General features: G+C 69.3%; 19 protein-coding genes and 1 tRNA gene. 8 read left to right on the top strand and 12 right to left on the bottom strand.

Going from position 1 to position 18,558, the window contains the following annotated elements:
• Nucleotides 1-123: 123 nt before the first annotated feature.
• From ABD798_RS26260 to ABD798_RS26245, 4 genes are all read right to left on the bottom strand, one after another.
• Nucleotides 124-1,344 carry an HNH endonuclease signature motif containing protein gene (locus ABD798_RS26260; protein WP_344880018.1) on the bottom strand — a complete coding sequence of 407 codons (1,221 nt, stop codon included), beginning with the start codon at nt 1,342-1,344 and terminating at the stop codon, nt 124-126.
• Between the two features lie 842 nt (nt 1,345-2,186).
• Nucleotides 2,187-2,259 (bottom strand) — tRNA-Lys (locus ABD798_RS26255).
• Between the two features lie 156 nt (nt 2,260-2,415).
• Nucleotides 2,416-4,881, bottom strand: coding sequence for an ABC transporter permease (locus ABD798_RS26250; RefSeq protein WP_344880016.1), 2,466 nt, complete (start codon nt 4,879-4,881; stop codon nt 2,416-2,418).
• On the bottom strand, nt 4,878-5,648 hold the full coding sequence (locus ABD798_RS26245) for an ABC transporter ATP-binding protein (RefSeq protein WP_425549268.1): 771 nt from the start codon (nt 5,646-5,648) through the stop codon (nt 4,878-4,880). The genes ABD798_RS26250 and ABD798_RS26245 overlap by 4 nt, the downstream gene beginning before the upstream one ends.
• A gap of 128 nt (nt 5,649-5,776) precedes the next feature.
• Between ABD798_RS26245 and ABD798_RS26240 the strand changes: the two genes are divergently transcribed.
• Nucleotides 5,777-6,952 carry a sensor histidine kinase gene (locus ABD798_RS26240; protein WP_344880013.1) on the top strand — a complete coding sequence of 392 codons (1,176 nt, stop codon included), beginning with the start codon at nt 5,777-5,779 and terminating at the stop codon, nt 6,950-6,952.
• A 3-nt stretch (nt 6,953-6,955) separates the two neighbouring features.
• Complete coding sequence (locus tag ABD798_RS26235; RefSeq protein WP_344880010.1) at nt 6,956-7,603, top strand: response regulator transcription factor; 648 nt, start codon at nt 6,956-6,958, stop codon at nt 7,601-7,603.
• Here the strand turns inward: ABD798_RS26235 and ABD798_RS26230 are convergent.
• Nucleotides 7,595-8,437 carry an SRPBCC family protein gene (locus tag ABD798_RS26230; RefSeq protein WP_344880007.1) on the bottom strand — a complete coding sequence of 281 codons (843 nt, stop codon included), beginning with the start codon at nt 8,435-8,437 and terminating at the stop codon, nt 7,595-7,597. The genes ABD798_RS26235 and ABD798_RS26230 overlap by 9 nt on opposite strands.
• Nucleotides 8,434-8,682 carry a helix-turn-helix domain-containing protein gene (locus ABD798_RS26225; RefSeq protein WP_344880004.1) on the bottom strand — a complete coding sequence of 83 codons (249 nt, stop codon included), beginning with the start codon at nt 8,680-8,682 and terminating at the stop codon, nt 8,434-8,436. The genes ABD798_RS26230 and ABD798_RS26225 overlap by 4 nt, the downstream gene beginning before the upstream one ends.
• A 79-nt stretch (nt 8,683-8,761) precedes the next feature.
• Between ABD798_RS26225 and ABD798_RS26220 the strand changes: the two genes are divergently transcribed.
• Genes ABD798_RS26220 through ABD798_RS26210 form a run of 3 tightly spaced genes read left to right on the top strand, consistent with a single transcriptional unit; the run spans nt 8,762 to nt 9,841 of the window.
• On the top strand, nt 8,762-9,274 hold the full coding sequence (locus ABD798_RS26220) for an NUDIX domain-containing protein (protein ID WP_344880001.1): 513 nt from the start codon (nt 8,762-8,764) through the stop codon (nt 9,272-9,274).
• Between the two features lie 49 nt (nt 9,275-9,323).
• Nucleotides 9,324-9,593 (top strand): hypothetical protein, encoded by a 270-nt coding sequence (locus ABD798_RS26215; protein ID WP_344879999.1) that lies wholly within the window; start codon nt 9,324-9,326, stop codon nt 9,591-9,593.
• On the top strand, nt 9,593-9,841 hold the full coding sequence (locus ABD798_RS26210; protein WP_344879996.1) for a hypothetical protein: 249 nt from the start codon (nt 9,593-9,595) through the stop codon (nt 9,839-9,841). Before ABD798_RS26215 ends, ABD798_RS26210 begins: the two co-directional genes overlap by 1 nt.
• Before the next feature lie 77 nt (nt 9,842-9,918).
• Here ABD798_RS26210 and ABD798_RS26205 read toward each other — a convergent pair whose 3' ends face one another.
• Nucleotides 9,919-10,335: a VOC family protein gene (locus ABD798_RS26205; protein WP_344879993.1), complete on the bottom strand. Its 417-nt coding sequence runs from the start codon at nt 10,333-10,335 to the stop codon at nt 9,919-9,921.
• Entirely contained in the window at nt 10,332-11,159 is an 828-nt protein-coding gene (locus tag ABD798_RS26200; protein WP_344879991.1) for an AraC family transcriptional regulator, read from the bottom strand. Before ABD798_RS26200 ends, ABD798_RS26205 begins: the two co-directional genes overlap by 4 nt.
• A gap of 165 nt (nt 11,160-11,324) precedes the next feature.
• Between ABD798_RS26200 and ABD798_RS26195 the strand changes: the two genes are divergently transcribed.
• Complete coding sequence (locus tag ABD798_RS26195; protein WP_344879989.1) at nt 11,325-11,951, top strand: NAD(P)-dependent oxidoreductase; 627 nt, start codon at nt 11,325-11,327, stop codon at nt 11,949-11,951.
• Nucleotides 11,952-12,362: 411 nt separating this feature from the next.
• Here ABD798_RS26195 and ABD798_RS26190 read toward each other — a convergent pair whose 3' ends face one another.
• The gene (locus ABD798_RS26190; protein ID WP_344880986.1) at nt 12,363-13,499 is read right to left on the bottom strand and encodes an RNA polymerase sigma factor; all 1,137 of its coding nucleotides are present in this window, start codon (nt 13,497-13,499) and stop codon (nt 12,363-12,365) included.
• Nucleotides 13,500-13,528: 29 nt separating this feature from the next.
• Complete coding sequence (locus tag ABD798_RS26185) at nt 13,529-13,936, bottom strand: YciI family protein (RefSeq protein ID WP_344879986.1); 408 nt, start codon at nt 13,934-13,936, stop codon at nt 13,529-13,531.
• A 609-nt stretch (nt 13,937-14,545) separates the two neighbouring features.
• Here ABD798_RS26185 and ABD798_RS26180 point away from each other — a divergent pair.
• Together ABD798_RS26180 and ABD798_RS26175 are read left to right on the top strand one after the other, a co-directional pair.
• Nucleotides 14,546-15,742, top strand: a complete 1,197-nt coding sequence (locus tag ABD798_RS26180) for an HNH endonuclease signature motif containing protein (protein WP_344879983.1) — start codon at nt 14,546-14,548, stop codon at nt 15,740-15,742.
• A gap of 24 nt (nt 15,743-15,766) precedes the next feature.
• The gene (locus ABD798_RS26175; RefSeq protein WP_344879980.1) at nt 15,767-16,804 is read left to right on the top strand and encodes an amidohydrolase family protein; all 1,038 of its coding nucleotides are present in this window, start codon (nt 15,767-15,769) and stop codon (nt 16,802-16,804) included.
• Here ABD798_RS26175 and ABD798_RS26170 read toward each other — a convergent pair.
• The gene (locus ABD798_RS26170; protein WP_344879977.1) at nt 16,776-17,426 is read right to left on the bottom strand and encodes a response regulator; all 651 of its coding nucleotides are present in this window, start codon (nt 17,424-17,426) and stop codon (nt 16,776-16,778) included. The genes ABD798_RS26175 and ABD798_RS26170 overlap by 29 nt on opposite strands.
• Entirely contained in the window at nt 17,423-18,514 is a 1,092-nt protein-coding gene (locus ABD798_RS26165) for a sensor histidine kinase (RefSeq protein ID WP_344879974.1), read from the bottom strand. Before ABD798_RS26165 ends, ABD798_RS26170 begins: the two co-directional genes overlap by 4 nt.
• Nucleotides 18,515-18,558: the final 44 nt, after the last annotated feature.

The following is an 18,558-nucleotide window of genomic DNA, read 5'->3' as shown; positions in this document are numbered from 1 at the left end:
CAAACCCTGCTGTTGATCATCGTTAACCGCCGCAAACCCTGCGGTCTTGTGGGGGTTTGCTGTCATTGGAGACGGCTGGGGCGGGGGTTGGGTGGTCTTGAAGACCGGCGAACCTGATGGGGCTCAGGGCGTGAGCGCGAGGTCGAGTTCGACTCTGATGTTGCGCGTCGGTTTCTGGTCCGGGTCGACCCAGCGCGGCGGGATGAAGGTCGGCAACCCCTGCTCGAAGACGATTTCCCACCCCTGCTGATGCATCACATGATGGTGGTGCGTGCAGAGCAGGACCATGTTGTCGAGGTCGGTGGGTCCGCCGTCGAGCCAGTGCACGACGTGGTGGGCTTCCGTCCAGGCCGGGGGCCGATCGCATCCGGGGAAGGCGCATCCTTTGTCCCGCACGGCGAGTGCGGTCCGCATCCCGGGTGAGGCGGTTCGTTTCGACCGTCCGAGGTTCAGCGGCACGTTCTTGCCGTTGAGTACGGCGGGGACGATGTTGGCGTCGCAGGCCATTTCGCGGATGAGGTGGGCGGAGAGGGGGCCGCCCCAGGAGGTGTCGCCGAAGCCGATCGCGGTGAGCAGGGCGTGGTAGGGGATGGTGATGATGATCTGCGGCTTTTGTCCGCCGTTGGTCGGCAACTCCCTGGTGGCGAGGGCGATCTTCATCGCCTCGGTGAAACTGTCGGCGTAGCGTTGTTCGGGGGTGCGGGTGTCTTCCCCGCTGCGAGGGCTGGCCAGCGCGTGCAGGGCTGCTTCGACTGCGGCGCCCTCGACCGGGGGCAGGATGCCGGTGAAGTGCAACCACCCGTTGTGGTCTTTCCCCATCTTCACCGACCGTTGAGCGATGTTCTCTTGTTCGTCGCGGTAGGCGCCTTCGGGGTCGAGTTGGGTGCGGATGCGTTTGCCCACATACATCAACTGACGCGGATTCAACTGAGGTGCGTGGTCGACGAGGGCTTCTTCGGCTTCGACCGCACGATCCTCCGGGATCTTCGCCACCGCGTCGGAGACGACCAGAGCATGGCGAGGACTGATCGTCCCGGCATACATCGCTTCCTTCGCCAACGGCAGCGACGGGAGTTCCTGCACGAGCCGACTGCGGCGCTTGGCATCCTCAGGCGCCAACTTCAAGGCTGTCCGCAGTAACACCGTCAAGTCCTTGCACCCCTGGTCGGCGTACAGGCCTTGGGACTGGGCTTCGGTGGCGAGGTCAGTGCTCGCGGCCACGGCGAGGGTGGCGATCTTCTCGAAGTTCCGCAGCTCATCCAACAGCGGGTCACCGGTGAACCGGTAGGTGTCTCCGCGCGCGAGGTAGCGTTTCAGCAAAGCGATAATGGCCTTGGCACTCAACAGAATCCCCCTCTTTCGACTCCTCTCTATTGTCTCAAATTCGAAGATCGAGATCCTGTCCCTACAGAGTGAATCACGTTGAGCCACAACGGTTTTGTTCGTCGACTCCGTCGACATAACCACAGAAACCACAACGAAATCGCCAGGCGCCTGCGAAACCGGGTCGGCTTTACCTGGGGTGCGCGTGCCATACGCTTGCTGGCGTGGGCCGGTGATCCTTCACCGTGCCCGTCCGGCCCATGACGGCACGCGCAAGGGGCCCCAGGTCAAGCCGACACCCGCGCAGGAACCCACGCGCACCACGCACCCAACTCAACCGGGAAGCGCGGCCGTACCCCGCTGGAAAGAGCTCAAGGCTCCAGCCGTTCCCCCGCTGGAAGCCCAGCCGTCCCGACCGGGAAGCGCAGCCGTTCCCCCGCTGGAAGCCCAGCCGTCCCGACCGGGAAGCGCAGCCGTTCCCCCGCTGGAAGCCCAGCCGTCCCCGACCTGGAAATCCAGCCGTCCCCCGGCCCGGAAAATCAGCCGTCCCCCGGCCCGGAAGCCCAGCCGTACCCCACGCAAGAAACGACGGCAAACCCTCATCGAGCCGCTGGGATTGCGACGGTTAACGATGATCAACAGAGGGGTTTGCTGGTCTTGAAGACACCTCGACCCCCAGCGGCACCGTGACCGGAACACGCAACTCAGCCACTTGCAGGACAGGTCCTGACGCTGACGCTCCACAAAGTCGACATTCCCAATGACTTCAGTGTCGACTAAAATCAAACCTCCGGAAACCAGGAACGCTTCAAGCTGCCTAGAAGGGCGCGGTCGTCCACTGTGGACACTGTAAACACGCTGAGTAGGTCGCCGGGGACTCGAACCCCGAACCCGCTGATTAAGAGTCAGCTGCTCTGCCAGTTGAGCTAGCGACCTGAGTGGGGCCGCCCCCGATCACGGGGCGGCGCCCTGGTCATGACGCGGCTGCGCCTCTGGGGGAGCCCTTCGTCATGACCGCCCCCCTTGCTTGCTTGTGCGCTTCCCATCATCGGCAGTGGCCGCCATTGGGGCAAACGGATTTACGGCGGCTGTTCACTCGGCGCGGAGCGCGTGCAGCGGGTGTGCGCGCGTGACGCGCCTTCCGGGCAACCGGATCGAGAGCACGCCGGTCAGCACGGTGGCGGCGACGATCCCGGCGAACACCCACGGAGTGCCGGACGGCAGCGGGATCGCCGTGAGCCGCAGCGAGAGCACGGTCAGCGGGATCGCCGCGACCACGGTGCCGAGGGCGACGGCGATGCCCACGATGATCACCGTCTCGGTGCGCAGCATCCGGGCGATCTGCCGCCGCGTCCCGCCGACCAGGCGCAGCAGAGCGAACTCGCGCGCCCGCCCGGTCGTCACGGTCACGAGCGTGGTCGCCGAAGCGAGCGCGACGTAAGCCAGCACGAGGCCGAGCAGCAGGCGGTTGAGCCACGCATTGGCCTCCAGCTGGTTGTCCTGCGCGACGCTCAACGCCGAGCGATCGCCCACCGTGACACCGGGAGACAGCCCGCGCAGCGCAGGAGCCACGTCGGCGTTGGGCGCGGCCGACACCAGGATCGCGTCGGCGAGCCGGTCGGTGGTGTGTGGGAGCACGACCTCGGCGGGCAGCAGCACATCGCCGAACCCCAAGTTCCCCTCGAACACCGCCACAACGCGGGGATGCGTGGCGAAGCCGTCGCCCAGCACGAGTTCCACGCGGTCACCGACGCGCTTGCCGAGCCACGAAGCCTCGGTCGAGCTGAGCGCCACGGTGTCGCCGCGAAGCTCGGAGAACGCCCCGGAGATCACCGGGAGCCGCAACACCGAAGCGACGGAAGAGTCGACGCCGTAAGCGGTTGAGCGCGAAAGCGGCTCCTTCGCGGCGCTGCGGTCGATCGCCACGACCTCTGTCGCGACGAGCGGACTGGCCGCGACAACACCGGGAACTCCGCGTGCCGCAACGGAGAGCGAAGCCGAGACGCCGCCGCCCTGGCCGGTCACCACGAAGTCGGCGACGGTGGCGGCTCGGGCCTGGACCTGAGTGGCGTCGATCAACGTGCTCTGCGTGTAGAACTGACTCGTGGCGAAGCCGATCGTCAGCACGAGCGGAGTCACCGCCGCGGCGAGGCGACGCGAGCTGGCCGAACTGTTCGCCGCCGCGAGATAACTCGAAACCCGCCCTCCGTGGAGCCGCGCTCCGACAGCCTGGGTGAGCGCCGCCATCAGCCGAGGCCCGAGCAGCGCGAGGCCGATCACCGCGAGCAGCGAGGAGACTCCGGCGGGCACCACGGTGAGCTTCGCGGGTACGAAGATCACCGCCACCACCGAAACGAGGGCGAGGCCGACGAGGACGCAGCCGGTGATCGTCCGCGCACGACCGATCTCCGGACGCTCCACAGTGGACTCGCGGAGTGCTTCCACCGGAGACACTCGCACTCCGCGCCGCGCGGCCGACCACACCGCGATCCTGGCCGCGCCGAAGCACAGCAGGGCAGCGGCGAGCGCGGGAACCGGGCCGATCGACAGCACGAAACCGTCCGCGATCACGCCGATCCCCGCCAGCCCGTCACGGAGCGAGTACGCGAGCAGATAGCCCGGCACCACGCCGATCGCGACAGCCGTACCCGTCACCACGAGCACCTCGCCGGCGAGCATGCGGTGGATCTGCCGAGGCGTGGCCGCGACTGCCCGCAGCAGCGCGATCTCCCGGCGGCGCTGGTGCACCATGAGGGACAGCGTGCTCGCCACCACGAAGATCACGATCATCAGGACGAAGCCGCTGAAGGAGCCGGACACCAGCAAGAGCACGAGACGCGACTGCGCGGCGCTCAGGAACTCGACCTCGCCCCTGTCCACACCGGACTTGACGACCGCACGAGACGAAAGACCTTGGGAAGCCAAGGACTTCGACACGCGATCAGCCAACTCGGAGTCCGAGATGCCCGGCGACGGGAAGACCGCGAGGGCGGCAGCACCACCAGGAACCGAGGCGAAGTAGAGGCCGGAGTCCACGACGCCGCTGACCCGGTACTCCGCGGGCGAGCCGTCCGTGGCGATCCGCACCGAGGAGCCGACCGGAGCGAGCGAGGCACTGAGCACGACTTCGCCGACTCCCGGAGCCGTTCCCGAGCGCAACGCGACCGGAGTGATCTTGGTGGAAGCCCAGCCGTGGCCGGGCATGCCGACCACCTCACCGCTCGAAGTGATCACGCGCGCGGAGACGCTGGTGTCGGGCACCACCTCGCGGACTCCCGGCGTCGCGGCGACGGCCGAAGCGACCGAGGCGGGCACCAAAGCACGCTCTGGCAACCATTCCACGGGGTCGATGTCGTCCTCGACGGGGACCGTGACCGACTGCGTGGCACCGACGACGACGGGCGCGCCCGCGTATCGCTGCGGGGCGATTCCCGCGAACAACCCCGACTGCAACAGCACACCGCACGCAGTGATGAGGACGACGCCGCCGAGCACTGCGAGGAACGCGGACACGAAGCTCGTGCGGTGCGAGCGAACCGACTGCCAGGCGATCTTCATGCTCGCCGTCCCAGGTGCGTCATGCGCGCGGCGACGGCGTCGGCGGTCGGATCGGCCAGTGAGTCCACGATCGCGCCGTCCGCCAGGAACAGCACGCGGTGGGCGTAGGACGCGGCGACCGGATCGTGCGTGACCATCACGACGGTCTGTCCGCGCGTGTCGACGAGTTCTCGCAGCAGCCGCAACACCTCCGCCGCGGTCGTGGTGTCGAGCGCGCCCGTCGGCTCGTCGGCGAAGACCGCGTCCGGCCTGGTGATCAGCGCGCGGGCGATCGCGACGCGCTGCTGCTGACCGCCGGAGAGCTGGTTCGGGCGGCGCCCGAGCAACCCGCCGAGCCCGACCGCGCTGGTGATCTCCATCAGCCACGCGGGATCGGCCGAACGCCCGGCGAAGCGCAGCGGGAGCGTGATGTTGTCGGCGACGCTCAGCGCGGGGATCAGGTTGTAGGCCTGGAAGACGAAGCCGATGCGGTCGCGGCGCAGCTCGGTGAGCTTGGTCTCGGACAGCCCGCCGAGGTCGGTGCCGCCCAGCAGCACGCGCCCGGAGGTGGGCCGGTCGAGCCCGGCGGCGAGGTGCAGGAAGGTGCTCTTGCCGGAGCCCGACGGCCCCATCACGGCGGTCAGGACCCCGCGCGGCAGGTCGGTGGTGACCGCCTTCAGCGCGGTGACGCGGTTCGCCCCGGAGCCGTAGACCATGGTCGCCGCCTCCAGCCGGACGGCGTGCCCGGTCCCCGTCTCACCCACCGCGACCAGCTGCTGACGTGTCATCATGATGCGCCTTCCGTCCTGTGTTTCCCGACGTCAGGACGGTAGGTCGGCGGGAGCGGCGGCAACCATCCCGCGCGTGCCCCTGTCGATGGTGGAGCCTGCTCCACCCCGTCTCTGGAGCAGCCTGGGTGAAGGAGTGGAAGTACCTCGCGGGCACGATGGTCGTGGGCTTCGCGGCGATGCTCTCCGCCGTGCTGGTGCTGGCGTGCGTGGTCATGATCGTGACGCTGCCGTTGCTGCCCAGGGTCGCCGGGCTCGCGCGGAGGCTGGCGACCTTCGAACGCGGGCGCACCGGGCGCTTCCTCGGCACCACGATCCCGCAGCCGCCACGCGAGGGCGGGGACCCGTTCGTCGAGCTGCTGAGCGCCTCCAGCCGTCGCGACCTGGGCTGGCTGGCCATGCAGGCTCTCCTGGGGACCCTGGTCGGCTCCGTCGCGATCGGCTCGCCCGCCGGGGTCGTGCAGAACGTCGTGTTCGCCGCGATCTGGCCGTACTTCCCAGGAATCACCACGACCGTCGACATGCCGATCCGGTCGTGGAGCGATGCCGGGCTGGCACTGCTGACCGCGGCGGCTTACGGCCTGCTTGGGCTGATTTTCGTCCCACGCCTGGCCCGGTGGTACTCACGGGTGAGCGCCGCGCGCCTCGCACCGCCGAGCCAGAGCCTGGTGGAGCGCTTGGCCGAGGTCACCGCGACGCGCGCGGCGGCTCTCGAAGCGCACGGCACAGAGCTTCGGCGCATCGAGCGCGGCCTGCACGACGGCACGCAGAACCGGCTCGTCGCGGTCGTGATGCACCTCGGCATGGCGGAGCGAGCCTTGCACCGCAACCCCGAAGCCGCGCTGCCGTTGGTGCTCACGGCGCAGAACGCGGCGACCGATGCGCTGACCGAGCTGCGCGAAGTGGTTCGCAGCATCTACCCGCCCGTGCTCGCAGATCGCGGGCTTGAAGGTGCGGTGACTTCGCTCGCGGCGCACTGTGCGATCCCGTGCACGCTCGGTATCGGCGAGCTGCCGCGCCTGCCCGCAGCGGTCGAGGCAGCGGCCTACTTCGTGATCGCCGAAGCGCTGACCAACGCGGTGAAACACAGTGGTGCCAAGCAGATCACCGTCGGGTTGTGGACGCAGGACCGCGCGCTCGTCGTGGAGATCACCGACGACGGCACGGGTGGCGCCGACGAGGAGCAGGGCAGCGGGCTGCTCGGAATCCGTCGACGCGTGGACGCCTTCGACGGCCTCACCGAGATCACCAGCCCGCACGGCGGACCCACAGTCGTGCGTGTCGCGATCCCTGCGGGAGCATGAGCCGTGCGCATTGTGATCGCTGAGGACGACGCCCTGCTCCGCGAGGGCCTGACCCACCTGCTCCGCGCTGAGGGCATGGAGGTCACCTCCGCCGTCGACAACCCGTCCGCCCTGCTCAGCGCGGTCGCCGAGGACCGGCCGGACGTGGCGGTGGTGGACGTGCGCATGCCGCCGAGCTTCACCGACGAGGGACTGCGCGCGGCGGTGGAGGCCCGGCGGCTGCACCCCGGGCTCGCCGTGCTCGTGCTGTCGGCGCACGTGGAGGACAGCTACGCGGCGGAGCTGCTCGCGGACGGCAGCGGCGGAGTCGGCTACCTCCTCAAGGAACGGGTCGGCAAGGTCGAGGACTTCCTGGACGCGTTGGCGCGCGTGGCCGGAGGTGGGACCGCGATGGATCCGGAGGTGGTGTCGCAGCTGCTGGTCCGGCGGCGCGGGGACGACCCGCTGCACGGGTTGACGCCGCGCGAGCGCGAAGTGCTGGCGCTGATGGCGGAGGGCCACTCCAACGCGACGATCGGGTCGACGCTCGTGGTGAGCGACAGCGCCGTGCACAAGCACATCGGCAACATCTTCTCGAAGCTCGGCCTGCCCGCGACCGACGCCGGGCACCGCCGGGTGCTGGCCGTGCTGGCGTACCTCAGGTCAGCGTAGAGCGCGGGAGAGCGCGGTCGCGTACGCGGTCAGCAGGAGCCGCATCGCGAAGCGGCGCAACGGATTGGGGGTCCACCGGCGTTCCCAGGAGCCGGTGAGCGTGATCGTCGTTCCGCCGTTGGCCTCGGCGAGCGACACCGTCAGCCAGTGCAGGGGCGTCCAGTGACCCGGCCAGCGAACCTCCCACTCCAGGCTGCGCACGACGTTGCTGAGCTCGCGCAGCGTGAAACCGCGCCCGTTGGTCAAGGTCATCTTCCAGAGGCCGTCGGTCACGGGCTCGGCGCTGGCGACCGCTGTGTCCCATTCCGAGCGCCGCGCCGGGTCGGAGACCAACGACCACACGGTGTCGACGGGCGCCGGGATGAATCCACTGTGGACGGCCGTGCGAGGCAGCTTTGGTTGCTGCGGAGCGGTTTCGATCGCGCCGTGAACCTCGGCGGGGGTGAGTCCGAGGTGGAGCAGGAGTGCTTCGACCAGTCCGCTGGGCTCGTCGACGAGCGCGCGCACGATCCCGACCTCGTCACGTGTCCGGATGACGCCGAGCGCGCGCTCGGAGAACTCGATCTCGCGGTTGCCCGGTTCGCGGATCGGGCCGGTCGGCATCGCGGGGGCGGCGATCCCCAGGCTCCCGATCCGCTCCGCGTGCACGGCCTCGACGGCATCGCGAGCGCGCTCCAGGGTGATCCCGAGCCGCCGCAACGCTTTTCCGGCCGCGCCGCCGGAGAGCAGCAGGGCCAGGAACAGGTGCTCGACGTCCACCTGGGGGTGTCCCCAGCGCGACGCCTCGTCCCTGGCCTGGACGGACAGGTTCGCCGCCATCACGAACTTCGTCATCCTCTGTTCCTTCTCGGTACGTCGATGGACGGGTCGATCCGCCTGGCGTACTTCTTGTGCACGGCCTGCCTGGACACACCGAGCGCCTCGGCGATCTCCAGCCAGCTCATGCCCGCCCGCAGTCCGGCCTCGACCTGGCGGAACTCCAGGGTCTCGGCCAGCAGGCGCAGTGAGGACACCGCGCGCAGTCCGGCTCTCGGGTCCGACACGTCGGCGGCGACGGTCGTGACGTCCCGTGACTCCATGGCTAGCAACCTACATTGCTAAGTGTGCGGGTAGCAACTCTGGTTGCTAGTGCACAATCGTGGGGTGAGCATCAGGACCGTGTCATCCAGAGTCGTCTACGAGAACCCGTGGCTGTCGGTGCGCGAGGACCGCGTCGAACACCTCGACGGAACACCCGGGCTGTACTCAGTGATCGACAAGCCGGACTTCGCCGTGGTGATCCCGTGGGAGAACGACGGCTTCCACCTCGTCGAGCAGTACCGCTACGCGATGGGCGCGCGGTCGTGGGAGTTCCCGTCCGGGTCGTTCCCGCCGGGGGAGAGCGGCACGCCCGAGCAGATGGCCGCCGCGGAGCTGGCCGAGGAGACGGGTTTCGTGGCGGGCCGGATCGAGGAGATCGGCTACACGCACAGCGCGAACGGGATGTCCGGCATCGGCGCGCACGTGTTCCTGGCGACCGAGCTGACCGGCGGTGAGCCGAACCGCGAGGTGACCGAGCAGGACATGCGGCAGCGGTGGTTCTCCCGGGCCGAGGTCGAGAACATGGTGCGCGGCGGCGTGATCACCGACGCCCCGACCCTGGCCGCCTACCTGATGTGGAGCCTGCGCTAGCCCGGGGCGGTCGCGGGCGACACGGAGCGTGGTGGTTCAATCTCGCGCTGTGAACGTGGCGGAACTGGTGCTGCGCCTGCCCGAGCTCGGCCTCGCCGAGGACGCGATCGGGGCGGGCTCGCTCGTGCGCGACCGGATGTGCGTCGCGCAGGACCCCGAATCGCGGAAGTGGGCCGCCGGGTTCATCGACGGCAACGGGCGCCCCGGCCGGTGGCGCGCCTTCGCCGACGAGTCGGCGGCGTGCTGGTACCTCTACGGCGAGCTGGCCGCCGACCAGGTGTGGCGCGGCGTGCTCGGCCCGGCGGGAGGTGGGCGCTGATGCAGGCGAAGCTGTTCGAGCGCAACCTCGTCCGGCTGGGCATCGCCCCGTTCGACCCCACGAGCGTGGCCGCGAACCGTTGGCACGCCGAACCTTCCGGCTCCGCGTGGCGCGTGCGGCTGCTGGATGAGGGCTGCTCGCCGGTGTTCTCCGTCGACGTGCCCGACCAGGACGCGGCGTGCACCTACATCCTGGGCAGGCTCGTCGCAGAAGGGCTCGCGGCCCGCGCCATCGCGGTCAGGCCCTAGGGCGTGTTTCCTAGGTCTCGTTCGATGAGAGCCGGGCTCGGCCCGGCTATCGCGAACACGGACCTGTGAAACACGCCCTAGCTGCCCGGGTAGGTGCCGAAGGACCAGAGGTTGCCGTCGGCGTCGCGAACGTCGAAAGTGCGCGAGCCGTAGTCGGTGTCGTGCAGCTTGCGGAGCACCTCAAGGCCCTCGGCGACCTCGACCCGCTCCCAGACCTGGTCGAGGGTGGCGGTGTCCGGGGCGACCACGTAGACGCCCTGCGGACCGAGCGAACCCCAGTCCCCGCGCTTGCCGCGCGAGCCGAACATGATGCCGCCGCCCGCGGGCCAGCGCGCCTCGGCGTGCTCGACGACGCCTTCGTCGGAGCGGTGGACCACGGTGACCACGAAGCCGAAAACCTCGGTCAGCAAACGGATTCCGGCGTCCACGTCGGTGAAGCCGACGCTCGGCCAGACGGTGGGCGCGGGTGGCTGGGACAGCGTGGGAGTGCTCATGCCGGAGATCCTGACGGCTCCTCGGCCGCCTCGTCTTGAACGAATGGGAGCTCGTCGAGCACCCACTGCCCGACGCTGCACCCGGCCAGCGCGCGCCACTCCCGCGCGAGGTGGGGCTGATCGGCGAATCCGCACAGCGCGGCGACCTCGGCCAGCGGGTGCCGAGCGGGGGAGGCCAACAGCCGCCGCGCCGCCTCGAACCTGGCGACGCGCGCGGCCTGCTTCGGGGTGAACCCGGTGGCCACGCGGAAGCGCTCGGAGAGGTGGCGGCGGCTCCACCCCACGTGCGCGGCCAGCGAGTCCACCCGCGCCCGCCCGTCCCCGTCGAAGATCACCCGCCACGCTTCGGTCACCTCCGAAGGCAGCTCCGCGGTGCGATCGCCGAGCCTGCGCAGCAGCGCCTCGTCCAGCAACGCGAAGCGCTCCGCCCACACGGGAGTGCCGCGCAGGCGCTCGACGAGCAAGGTGGCCGCGCAGCCGAAGAGCTGGCCGAGGTCGAGCACCTGGTCGAACAGCTCCCCGGCTGGCAGACCGAGCAGCGTGCGCGCGCCCAGCGGCGTCAACCCGTACTGCACGCCCTCCTGCGGCCGTGAAGCGTCGATCAGCGCTGGTCGGGTGTGCAGGCCACCGACGACGCCGTGCGCGGCGACGGAGCTTTCCAGACCGGCAACGCGCAGCGGCTCGTGCAGGTCCAGCACCAGCGTCAGGTGCCGTGAGGGCAAGCCGCGGTGCACCCCGCTCGCGCTCGCGGGCACGTGGTAGCCGTGCGCGGCCGAGACGAACGGGCTCAGCGCGCGTGGCGGGTGGTGGACGAACAACGGCACGCCACGATCATCCACCCGCGAAGCGCCCGGCGCAGTGACCCTCGAACGAGGGGTCTGTTGCGCAACAGGGGTGAGCGCGGTCGTTCGACCGCTCCCGTGTGAGAAGGTCCCTGCGGTCGGCGCGCGGCGTGGGGACGGATCGCGCGCCGGGAACAGGAGCGTGCGATGAGGCTGGTCGTTCTCGGTGCCAGTGGCGGGCTCGGCCGGGAGGTCGTCGAGCTGGCGCTCAGCGAAGGCCACTCCATCAGGGCGTTCGTCCGCGATCCCGCGTCGCTGGCCGACTTCGGGAACAGCCCCTACCGGGAAGGGCTTTCCGTCGTCGCGGGTGATGTTTTAGACCCCGGCACGCTGGACGGGCTCTTCGTCGAGGCCGACGCCGTGATCTCGGCGATCGGTTCACCCGGCAACGGACCGAGCGTGGTGCGGACCCTGGGCTACCGCAACGTGGTCGACGCGATGGAACGGCAGGGCGCGCCCATGCTGGCCGCGGCGTCCGTGGCCGCCGTCGAACCCGGCGTGAACCCGATGGCGCTGGCCTCCGCGATGACGCACCGCCACCTGCTCAAGGACGTGCGCGGGATGGAGGAGGTCATCGAGGAGAGCAATCTCGACTGGGTGATCGTGCGCGCTCCCAGGCTCACCGACGACGCTCCGACGGGGAACTACCGCTTCGCCAACCGCAGGCCCCCGCTCGGCGGAGTGATGATCTCGCGCGCCGACATGGCCGAGGCGATGCTGTCCTGCCTGCACGGCCCCGGTCGCCGCCTCGGCACCATCGCCGTCGCCTACTAGCCCCTGTCCTGCAAGTGGTTGAGCACGGCATCGCCGGGGGTTGGGGTGTCTTCAAGACCAGCAAACCCCCCCTGCTGATCATCGTTAACCGCCTCAAACCCCGCGGCCTTGCGGGGGTTTGCTGTCGTTGGAGACGGTGAGGGTGGGGGTTGGGTGGTCTTGAAGACCTGCAAACCTGATGACTTACCGGACAGGGCCTAGTTGTCGTGCGCGTCGAGCCGAGGCTCCGCCACGCGCAGCCGTGGTCTGAAACCGCAGCAAACCCAGTACTCGCGCGGGGGTTTGCTGTCGTTGACGACCGCAGAGGCCGGGGTTCGGCAGTCTTCAAGACCCACAAACCCCTGCCCGCGCGGTCGTCAACAGCCACAAACCCCTGCCCGCGCGGTCGTCAACAGCCACAAACCCCTCTGCTCAGCGCGTGTTGAGCCTCGCCGCCTGCCGTGTCAGATGAGTGCGCTCGGCCAGGTTCGACGCCTTCGCCACGGCTTCCACGTACAAGCGCGCGGCCTTGGTCAGGTCACCGTCGCGCTCGTGCAGGTACGCGGCCACCGCCGTGTGGCGCGGCAGCGACTCGTCCAGCAGCGCCAGCGCTTCCAGGCCCGCCTTTGCGCCCTGCGCTTCGCCCACCGCCACCGCGCGGTTGAGCCGCACCACGGGGTTCTCGGTCAGCTTCGCCAGCTCGTCGTACCACTCCACGATCTGCGGCCAATCCGTTTCCTCGGCGGTCGGCGCGTCCGCGTGCAAGGCCGCGATGGCCGCCTGCGCCTGGAATTCGCCGAGCTGGTCGCGCGCGAGTGCCACCTGGAGGATCGCGACTCCTTCGGCGATCGACGTGGTGTCCCACGCATCGCGGTCCTGCTCGGCGAGCGTCACCAGGCTCCCGTCCGACGCGGTCCGGGCCGCGCGCCGCGCGTGGTGCAACAACATCAGCGCGAGCAGCCCCGCGACTTCGGGGTGGTCGATCGCCGTCGCGAGCTGCCTCGTCAGGCGGATCGCCTCCACCGCCAGGTCGACGTCGCCGGAGTACCCCTCGTTGAACACCAGGTACAGCACGCGCAACACCGTCGCGACGTCGCCGGGCTGGTCGAACTTCACGCTGGAGACCGTGCGCTTGGCGCGGCTGATGCGCTGCGCCATCGTCGCTTCCGGCACCAGGTAGGCCTCCGCGATCTGCCGCGTGGTGAGCCCGCCGACCGCGCGCAGCGTCAGTGCCACGGCGGAGGACGGCGTCAACGACGGGTGAGCGCACAGGAAGTAGAGCTGGAGCGTGTCGTCCACCGAGGACACCGGCCCCTGCTCCGGCTGCGCGTCCACCACGTCCTCGCGCTGACGACGAGCCGTCTCCGACCGCGTCGCGTCGAGGAACTTCCGCCAGGCCACCGTCACCAGCCAGCCCTTGGGATCCCTCGGCGGCTCCTGCGGCCACACGCGCAGCGCCTCCACGAGCGCGTCCTGCACCGCGTCCTCCGCCGCCGCGAAGTCCGCCCCGCGCCGCACCAGCACGCCGATCACGCTCGGAGTGAGGCTCCTGAGCAGAGTCTCGTCCACGCTCACCCGACTCACTCGACTCACTCGACTCACTCGACGATGATCGGCTGCTCGCCGTACAGCGGGCGCACTTCGAGCCACTCGTGAATCGGCTTGCCGCCCGCGCCCGGTGCGGCCGACAGCTCCGCCGCGAGTTCCAGCGCCCTCTCCCGGCTGTCCACGTCGATCACCGTCCAGCCCGCGATGAGATCCTTGGTCTCGGCGAACGGCCCATCGGTCACCGGAGGGCGCCCTTCGCCGTCGTAGCGCACGAACGTGCCCGTCGGGGCGAGCGCGCGGTGGTCGACGAACTCCCCGGACGCCTGGAGCCTGGCCGCGAAGTCGTTCATGTAGGAGATGTGGGCGGAGACCTCGTCAGGCGTCCACTGGTCCATGGGAACGTCGTTGACGGCGGCCGGGGCGCCTCGGTAGTGCTTGAGCAGGAGGTACTTGGGCATGCGGTGCATTGTGGCCGCTGAGGCGCGGTGTTTCCAGGCGGGCCGGGTTTCGGCTCGGCCGTGCTGGGGCTGATTTCTTGGTCGGGGACGGCTGGGTTTTCTGGTTGGGGACGGCTGGGTTTCCTGGTGGGGTACGGCTGGGCTTCCTGCTGGGGGACGGCTGCGTTTCCGGGTCGGGTACCGCTGGGGTTCCAGGTCGGGTACGGCTGGGGTTCCAGGTCGGGGAACAGCTGGAGCCTTTAGCTCTTTCCAGCGGGGTGCGGCTGCGCTTCCAGGTTGAGTTGGGTGCGTGGGGGGCGTGGGTTGCTGCGTGGGGGTCGGCTTGACCTGGGGCCCCTTGCGCGTGCCGTCATGGGCCGGACGGGCACGGTGAAGGATCACCGGCCCACGCCAGCAAGCGTATGGCACGCGCACCCCAGGTAAAGCCGACCCGGTTTCGCAGGCGACCGGCGGTTTCGTTGTGGTTTCTGTGGTGATGTCGACGGAGTCGACGGGCGGAAAGCGTTGTGGCTCAACGTGATTCACCCTATGGGGACAGGATCTCGATCTTCGAATTTGAGACAATAGAAAGGAGAAGCGAGGGGGAGAAAGTTGTTTGATACCAACGCAATGATCGAATCCCTGAAGGTGCATCTGGGGCATCGGGATGCCTATCGGTTGACCGGTGATGCGCTGCTGGAGCATTTGCGTGAGCACGAGACGATCTTGAATTTGGTGACTGCTTCGGCGATCGAGGTCGCTGCCGAGGCGGAGTCTCAAGGGTTGCCTGCCCGGGAAGGGTGTAAGGATCTGGCGGTGTTGTTGCGCGCCACCCTGAAGATCGCACCCGAAGACGCGAACCGGCGCAGTCGACTGGTGAAGCAACTGCCGTCGTTGGAGAGGGTGAGGGAGAAGTTGCATGCGGGGGTGATCAGTGCCCGGCATGCGCAGATCATCGCCGACACCGTCGCGAAAGTGCCCGCGAAGAAAGCGGAGGCGGTGGAGAAGGAGCTGTGCCGCCACGCGCCCCGCCTCAACCCCAGGCAATTGATGTACGCGGCCAAGGTCACGCGCGCTCATCTCGACCCCGAAGGTACCTATCGGGATGAGAAGGAAGGTGTGGCGCAGCGGTCGGTGAAGATGGGCACCAACGAACACGGCCACCTGCACTTGATCGGTAGCTTCGACACGCTGACGGGGCAGAAGATCCAGGCCCTGATGCATGCCCTGGCCAAGAAACGGCCCGGCGATGACCGCACGACCGAGCAGCGCTACGCCGATGCCTTCGCTGAAGTCATCGACCTTGCCCTCGCCACGAAGGTGTTGCCGACCAACGGGGGTGAACGGCCGCAGGTGATCGTGACGATCTCCTACACGGATCTGATGGCCAGCCTTGGCACTGGCTACACCGCGTGGGGCGACCCGATCACCGCGCGGCTGGTGCGGCAGATCGCTTGTGATGCCAACATTCTGCCGGTTCTGCTGGGGGGTGAGGGAAGGCCGCTGGATGTCGGACGCAACAACCGGACCGCGACCCCGGCCATGCGCAAAGCGTTGGCGGTACGGGACAAGGGATGCGCCTTCCCCGGCTGCGATCGGCCTCCGGCGTGGACGGAAGCACATCACGTAGTGCATTGGCTCCACGGTGGCGACACGAAGATCGACAACCTGGTGTCGTTGTGCTCGCATCATCATCACGTGATGCACGACGAAGGCTGGAAGATCACCTTCCACCACGGCATCCCGACCTTCACCCCACCGAAGTGGGTCGACCCCGACCAGACACCGATGCGCAACATCAGAGTCGACGGAGGCTTGGCGGCATAGGCTGATCATGACGAAGGGGGAGCGGTGAAGATCAAGGGTGTGGTCCTGCCGGAACGCGAGGAGCGGGTTCTGCGCGTGGACGGTGAGGTGCTGCGCGTTGCCGGAGACGACGGCGGCGAGCTGGTGGCGGACGGCGTGTGGCTGCTGCCGGGACTCGTGGACGTCCACACGCATCCGGGCACGGTGAACCCGGGCGACGAGTTCGACGAAGCGGTGTTCCGGCGCCACATGATCGAACACCGGGATGCGGGAGTGTTGCTGGTGCGCTCGCCGGGCTCGGCAGACCGGGAAACAGGGCGGGAACGCGACGAAACGGACCTGCCACGGTTGCGCTCGGGCGGGCGGTGGTTGGCGACGCCAGGGCGGTTCTTCGCCGGGTACGGGCGCGACATCGGCGAGGACGAGCTGGTGGCGGCGGCCGTCGAGGAAGCAGGAACCTCCTCGGGGTGGTGCAAGATCATCGGAGATTGGTCGCCGGGCCAACCCGCCGTGCCGGTGGACGTGCTGACGGCTGCGGTGGAAGCGGTGCACGCCGTTGGCGGGCGGGTCGCGGTGCACGCCCAGACGGCGGAAGGCAGCCGCAACGCCGTGCTGGCGGGGGCGGACAGCCTGGAGCACGGCATGCACCTCGACCACGGGCTGCTGCCGAGGATGGCGGAGCAGGGCACCGCGCTGGTGCCGACGTTCACGCCGTTCGCGAAGATCGTGGACAAGCTCGACGGCGCCCCGGCGGAGTTCCGGGAATGGCTGCTCGCGGGCTGGGAAGGATTGCCCGCCACGGTCCGCGCGGCGCACGCGGCCGGAGTGGTGGTGCTGGCGGGGACGGACACGACGCCGTGCGGAGCGGTGGCGGGCGAGATCGACTGGCTGATCCGGGCCGGATTGCCCGCCGAAGTCGCGGTGGGGGCGGGGTCGTGGACGGCGCGCGAATGGCTCGGGCTGCCGGGGCTCGAAGACGGAGCACCGGCCGATGTCGTTGCCTACGAAGCAGATCCGGTCGCCGACCCGAGCGTTCTCACGCGGCCGAGCCGGATCATCCTGCGGGGTCGGCTCGTGCGTTGAGGCCGGCCTCGAAGCCCGCGATCACCAGCTGAGCGCGGTCGCGGGCGGAGAGCTTGGCCATCAGGTGGCCGATGTGCGTCTTGACGGTGTGGCGGCTCAGGTGCAGGCATTGCTCGATCTCGGAGTTGGACAGGCCGCGCGTGATCAGGGTCAGCACCTCGCGTTCGCGCGGAGTGACACCGGGAAGCGGGCGCGGGGAAGGCGCGCGGAGGAACTCCTCGATGAGGCGCTGGATGACGCTGGGTGCCAGCAGAGCCTCGCCGGAAGCCACGGTGCGGACGGCGTCGATCAGGCGCGGCGGCGCGACGTCCTTCACCAAGAAGCCGCTCGCACCCGCGCGCAACGTCGCGTACACGGCCTCGTCGAGATCGAACGTGGTCAGGATCAAGACCTTCGGCGGGCGGGGGAGCGCGGTGATCAAGCTCGTCGCGGCGACGCCGTCCACACCTGGCATGCGCACGTCGAGCACAGCGACATCGACGGAACGACTCGAAGCCAGCTCGTGCGCCTCGCGGCCGTTGCCGGCCTCAGCGACCACCTCGATGTCGGGCTCCGAATCCAAGAGCACACGAATAGTGTTGCGGTACAAGGGTTCGTCATCAGCGAGCAGCACCCGGATCATGACGCCACCGCGCTCGCGAAGGGAACCGTGGCACGCACGGTGAACGGATCGCCGCCCACGTCGAGGACCCCGCCGTGCAGCGCGACGCGTTCACGCATGCCGAGCAGACCGTGCCCCGGTGGACCGGAAGCCGACGCGGAGCCCTCATTGACGACGGTGATCACGAGCTGTCCCTCCGAGACGGCAGTGGTGAGGCGGCAGCGCGGCGGCGAGCAGTGCCGCCGGACATTCGTCAGCGCTTCCTGGACGAGGCGGTAGGCCGACATGCGCGCCGCCGCAGGCACATCGGACAGATCGCACTGCGAAGCGGCGACGGTGACACCCGCGCCGCGCGCGTCCTCGACGAGCTGGTCGAGTCCGGCGGAGACGGAGGAGCCGCGCACCGCGCCGAGCACCGTGCGGACGTCGTTGAGCGCGGCGCGGCTGACCTGCTCAATGGTGCGCAGAGCCGCTCTGCCCTCGTCGGGGTGGCTCTCCGAGAGGTGCGTGGCGACGGCCGCCTTCATCGCGATCAAGCTCAGGTTGTGCCCCACCACGTCGTGGATGTCGCGGGCGATGCGCAGGCGCTCCTCGACGACAGCGCGCTCGGTGCGCAGCTCGGCGATCTCGGCCTCCTGACGCCTGCGGACGCGCACGAACGCGGCCAGCGCCCACGACCCGGCGAGCGCCATGAAGCAGTACGCCATCGTGGCGATCGGCGTGGTGGAGAACGACTCGACGCCCTCCGACGCGGGCACGAGCGGCAGCCCCGGAACGAGAACAACCGCCAAGCCCGCGCCGAGCACGCCGAGAGCCGCCCCGGCGAAGCCCCACGCGCCGAACCCGGCCAGCGCGACGGGATACAGCGCCAGCACAGCGGCGAGCAGCGCGGCCTCGGCGCCGAGGCCGATCGCGATGGACACCGCGCTCGCGAGGGACACGACGACCAGCACGGGCACGGGTGCGCGCCGGCGCAGAACGAGCGGTCCGCCGAGCGCCACGGCGAGGACCCAGGCCAGCGGGTCCGCCTGCGGCGCGCGGAACACCGCGAGCGCCACCACCACTGCGGCGGCGACCGCGTCCAAGGCCGTTGGCCCGAGTTTGCGCATGGGATCAACGTAAACGGTTCGCGGCGGCGGCACATCTGACCGTG

It is taken from the genome of Allokutzneria multivorans (assembly GCF_039537405.1).
GTDB lineage: Bacteria > Actinomycetota > Actinomycetes > Mycobacteriales > Pseudonocardiaceae > Allokutzneria > Allokutzneria multivorans.
This window is presented reverse-complemented; position numbering and strand designations above follow the sequence as displayed.

What these genes read in the sequence shown, in the direction of transcription:
- ABD798_RS26250 (WP_344880016.1), bottom strand. Translation starts at nt 4,881, where the DNA reads ATGAAGATCGCCTGGCAGTCGGTTCGCTCGCACCGCACGAGCTTCGTG.
- ABD798_RS26245 (WP_425549268.1), bottom strand. Translation starts at nt 5,648, where the DNA reads ATGACACGTCAGCAGCTGGTCGCGGTGGGTGAGACGGGGACCGGGCAC.
- ABD798_RS26230 (WP_344880007.1), bottom strand. Translation starts at nt 8,437, where the DNA reads ATGACGAAGTTCGTGATGGCGGCGAACCTGTCCGTCCAGGCCAGGGAC.
- ABD798_RS26225 (WP_344880004.1), bottom strand. Translation starts at nt 8,682, where the DNA reads ATGGAGTCACGGGACGTCACGACCGTCGCCGCCGACGTGTCGGACCCG.
- ABD798_RS26210 (WP_344879996.1), top strand. Translation starts at nt 9,593, where the DNA reads ATGCAGGCGAAGCTGTTCGAGCGCAACCTCGTCCGGCTGGGCATCGCC.
- ABD798_RS26205 (WP_344879993.1), bottom strand. Translation starts at nt 10,335, where the DNA reads ATGAGCACTCCCACGCTGTCCCAGCCACCCGCGCCCACCGTCTGGCCG.
- ABD798_RS26195 (WP_344879989.1), top strand. Translation starts at nt 11,325, where the DNA reads ATGAGGCTGGTCGTTCTCGGTGCCAGTGGCGGGCTCGGCCGGGAGGTC.
- ABD798_RS26185 (WP_344879986.1), bottom strand. Translation starts at nt 13,936, where the DNA reads ATGCCCAAGTACCTCCTGCTCAAGCACTACCGAGGCGCCCCGGCCGCC.
- ABD798_RS26180 (WP_344879983.1), top strand. Translation starts at nt 14,546, where the DNA reads ATGATCGAATCCCTGAAGGTGCATCTGGGGCATCGGGATGCCTATCGG.
- ABD798_RS26170 (WP_344879977.1), bottom strand. Translation starts at nt 17,426, where the DNA reads ATGATCCGGGTGCTGCTCGCTGATGACGAACCCTTGTACCGCAACACT.
- ABD798_RS26165 (WP_344879974.1), bottom strand. Translation starts at nt 18,514, where the DNA reads ATGCGCAAACTCGGGCCAACGGCCTTGGACGCGGTCGCCGCCGCAGTG.